Source organism: Mycobacterium sp. SM3041, assembly GCF_039668335.1.
Classification (GTDB): Bacteria; Actinomycetota; Actinomycetes; order Mycobacteriales; family Mycobacteriaceae; genus Mycobacterium.
The window spans coordinates 1-4,065 of sequence record NZ_JAYXBQ010000031.1 but is presented as its reverse complement, the minus strand read 5'-3'; the positions used below and the strand labels follow the sequence as shown (position 1 = coordinate 4,065).

At 67.8% G+C, this 4,065-nt stretch carries 3 protein-coding genes; all 3 read left to right on the top strand.

The features are described 5' to 3' along the window. The first annotated feature begins 302 nt into the window (after positions 1-302). Positions 303-869, top strand: a complete 567-nt coding sequence (locus tag VXD91_RS07815) for a Hint domain-containing protein (RefSeq protein ID WP_212812001.1) — start codon at positions 303-305, stop codon at positions 867-869. Between the two features lie 149 nt (positions 870-1,018). Continuing rightward, a complete protein-coding gene (locus VXD91_RS07810; RefSeq protein WP_212812002.1) occupies positions 1,019-2,548 on the top strand; it encodes a PucR family transcriptional regulator in 1,530 nt (509 codons plus the stop codon). A gap of 259 nt (positions 2,549-2,807) precedes the next feature. After that, on the top strand, positions 2,808-4,065 hold a 1,258-nt coding region (locus VXD91_RS07805; RefSeq protein WP_346415113.1), incomplete at its 3' end, for an FAD-dependent oxidoreductase.

The following is a 4,065-nucleotide window of genomic DNA, read 5'->3' as shown; positions in this document are numbered from 1 at the left end:
TCACCGGCGGACGGCATTCGGTTTCGGGGCCGGCTCCCGACTACACCTGCAGAACGTGTCCGACATTGCCGACGGATATCAGAACTGGTGTATTCAGGGGAATCGTCGTGGTGAACTTCGTACCGGGTGAACGGTCGTGGTGGCGTCGTAGCCGTTGGTGGCGGGTACCGGTGGCTTTGATGGTCACCATCGTGCTTTCTCTTTGCGGGATACTCTGGTTGGCCGGCATCGATCGCCCACGTTCAGAGCAACACGCAGGTGCGCCGCGCGCGCAGCAATTCGCCGACAGTCCGGCAGCGGTCATGGCTGCCGAGTCACTGACAACCCCACTGACACAGCATGTTCCGTGCGCGGGCCAATCCTTCGGCCCGGACACGCTGGTCCTGATGGCCAATGGCACCAAGCGCCCCATCGCGGAACTCAAGGTCGGCGATCGGGTGTGGTCAGTCGACCCGGAAACCGGGCGCACCAGCGGTCAGCCCGTGGAGGCGGTCCTGGTCAACCACGACACCGACCTGCTCGACCTCACGATCACCAACGCCGCCGATGTCACTTCGGTGGTACACACAACCGCCAAGCATCCCTTCTACAGCACGGCCCGGGCGCAGACAGAGCCGTCCGAGGTCTCCGAGCTGGCCGCCACCACTGGCGGAGCCATTCGGCCGGGAGCCGAATGGGTTGACGCGAAAGACCTGCGTCCCGGTGATCGGTTGACCACCCCGTTCCGGGACAGCGTCGCGCAGGTCGCAGGTAGCACTTCGGTATTCGGCACGGCCGACATGTGGGATCTGACGGTCGCGAACACCCACGCCTTCTTCGTCGCGACCGTGACCGCGGCGGTTCTGGTCCACAACTGCCCCACGCAGTAGGCACGATGAATTCGGTTGCTGCCGTGGATATCAACTGATCCTGTAAGTACTGGGATCGGCGCGGCGTCATCGCGTCAGGGAGCCCGCCGTTGACCGGGGCGCATTCGGCAACCGATACGCTGGGGTTGATTCGGCATAGGGAGCGGCCCGTGGTCACGTTGGACCGCCTAGCCAATGTGCTGGGCAGCTATGGCGTGCGATTGCGGTTTTGTCCTGTCCCGCGGTCCACGGAGTTGCGCAGCGTGGTGCTGCATGAACTCATCGAGGACCGCGCCGTCGTCGGTGACGTGCTGCTGGGTATCGGCGCGCAATCAGTGCAGCAGGCGGTGCACTGGGCGGCGCAAGCCCGTGCCGTGGTCGTACTCGTCCGCGCCGAGGGCGATGACGACACCGCATTCGCCGGTGCGGCCGAAGGTGTAGCCGTGATGGTGGTCGACCCGGCGATGTCCTGGAGCGAGTTGGCCGCGGTCATCTTCGGGCTGGTCCTGGAGGGCCGTGAAACCGAATCCGGTCGCGGGCCAACGGATCTGTTCGCACTGGCCGACAGTTTGGCCGAGTCCGCGGGCGGGGCGGTCATCATCGAGGACCGGCTCTCGCGGGTCTTGGCGTACTCGCGGCGCCAGCGCGGCGCCGACCCGGCACGGGTGGCGACCATCGTCGAGCGACAGGCGCCGGAGGAGCTGCGGGCCTTCTTTGACGCTCGGGGTGTGTACGCGCATTTGGAGTCTTCTGACGAACCGTTGTTTGTCGGCCCGGACTCTGCTCACGGTGTGACCGGGCGCATGGTGGTGGCGGTGCGGTCGGGTCGTCAGCTCATGGGGTCGGTGTGGGTCGAGTGCGCGACACCGTTGGCCGGGGCTGCGCTCACTGCGTTGGCCGACGGGGCTCACACGGTGGCCCTGCACCTGTTGCGGTCACGTGCCAGCGCGGACCTCGAGCGGCAAGTGGAATCCGAACTGGTGATCCGGTTGCTGGAGGGCACTGCCGATGCCGCCACCGCCGCCAGCCGACTGGGCCTGCCGCACACCGTGTTGCGGGTGGTTGCGCTGCAGGCGTTCATCGGCGCGGAACGCGACGCGGCGCTGCTGTTGGCGTTCGAGCGAGCCACGACCGGCTTTGGTTGGTCACGGCCGGGCCGCAGTGCCCTGGCCGGCAACACCGTGTACACGCTGCTGCCCGGCGAACAATCAGAAGCTGCCAGGAAGTGGGTTTCCAGCCTGCAGGCGGCATTGCCCGAGCGGGTGATGCTGTTGGCCGGTATCAGTGGTGCCGCAGAGGTCGCTGATCTGGTCGCGGCGCGCCACGAGGCCGACGAGTGCCTGGCGCTACACGAGACGTCGCCGACCGGCGTCGCCCCTCCGGCCTACGACGAGTCGTGGGACGACATCCTGCTGCAACGGTTGCGCAGTGCGGCACGCTCAGGACGCTCCCCCGATCGCCGGCCGGTGGCCGAACTGCGCCGGCACGACCGCGACCACGCCACCGACTACCTGCCCACCCTGCGGGCCTGGCTCGAGGCCCAGGGCGACCCCACCGAAGCGGGCAACCGGCTGGGTGTGCACGAGAACACCGTGCGGTACCGGCTCCGCAAGATGGCCGAAATCACGAATCTGCCACTCGACGATGCCAAGAAGCGGCTGGCCATGATGATCGAACTCGCCGCCACCGACACCGACTGACCAGTCCGGGCTGTCGAAACACGACAAAGCGCGCCAGCCGGCGCTGTACGCCTCCGGCACCTCACGGCGCGTCGAAGCCGGTCGCGGAGATGCTCGCTGCCGGCGCCTACCCGATTCGCCGGGACACGGCCGCGCTCACGAGGGCGTTGTCGAATCTCGACAACCCGGCATCGGCCTCTTGTCGGATTTCAGCAAATGCCTTTCTCCTGGTGAAGCCACCATGGACGCAAGGACGAAAGTTCGGATGCGGAGGTTTGTGATGAGCGGCGGCGAGCGCATTGACGGCGGACCCCGGTCGGCGATCGTGGTCGGTGCGGGCATCGTCGGGCTGTCGACGGCGTGGTTCCTGCAAGAGCGCGGCCTCGATGTCACCGTGGTTGACCGCACCGGCGTGGCCGCCGGAGCATCGTGGGGCAACGCCGGCTGGATCGCACCGGCACTGACGGTGCCGCTGAACTCACCCGGTGTGCTGCGATATGGGCTGCGCGCCCTCGTCGATCCGGCCGCCCCGTTGCACATTCCCTTGACCGCCGACGCCGAGCTCGGGGCCTTCTTGATGCGCTTCGTCGCCAACTGCCGACCCGAGTCGTGGAACCGGGCGGTGCGCGCCAACGTGCCGCTCAACGAAGAAGCCATCGAAGCCTTCGACGTACTCGTCGCCAACGGCGTCGACGCACCGGTGACCGATGCCCCGATCACCGCCCTGTTCCGCAGCACCGAACAAGCCGAACGCATGATGCGCGAACTCAAGCATCTCGAAAGGGCCGGGCAGACAATATCTGTCACCGCTCTGGCCGGCGAGGCGCTACGCGAGCAAGTGCCGCTGGCATCGCAGGCGATCACCGCCGCCCTGAGCATCAACGGTCAACGCTTCGTCGATCCCGGCCGGTTCGTCCACGCGCTGAGTCAGGCGGTCGTGCGGCGCGGCGCGACGATGCGCACATTGGAGGTGCGCGACGTGTCCAGCTCGGGCAGCGGGGTCAGCGTCCACCCGCCAAATGACGAGCCGTTGACCGCCGACACCGCGGTGATCGCCACCGGCGCATGGCTATCCCGGCTCGCCGGCAGTCGGATACGCGTGCCCGTGCAGGCCGGTCGCGGCTACTCGTTCACGGTGCCCGTGGACCGTCCCATCCCCGGGCCCGTCTACCTGCCCGATGTGCGGGTTGCGTGCACGCCCTACCACGGCGCGCTGCGGGTGGCGGGAACCATGGAATTCCGCGCCCCGCACGATCCGGCGATACCGGCGCGGGTCGATGCCATCGTCACCTCCGCGGCTCCCTTGCTGCAGGGCGTGCGGTGGGCCGAACGCAGCGAGATGTGGGTGGGCCCGCGCCCCGTCACTCCCGACGGCCGCCCACTCATCGGGGAGGTGACGCGCGGCGTCTACGTTGCCGGCGGCCACGGCATGTGGGGACTGGCTCATGGACCGGTGACCGGCCGGCTACTGGCCGAACAGATCACCACCGGCAAGCAACCCCAAGCCCTGCGCGAATTCGACCCGCTGCGCCGAACGG

Excerpts from the sequence above, each read along its gene's own strand:
- VXD91_RS07815 (WP_212812001.1), top strand. The coding sequence starts at position 303 with ATGGCTGCCGAGTCACTGACAACCCCACTGACACAGCATGTTCCGTGC.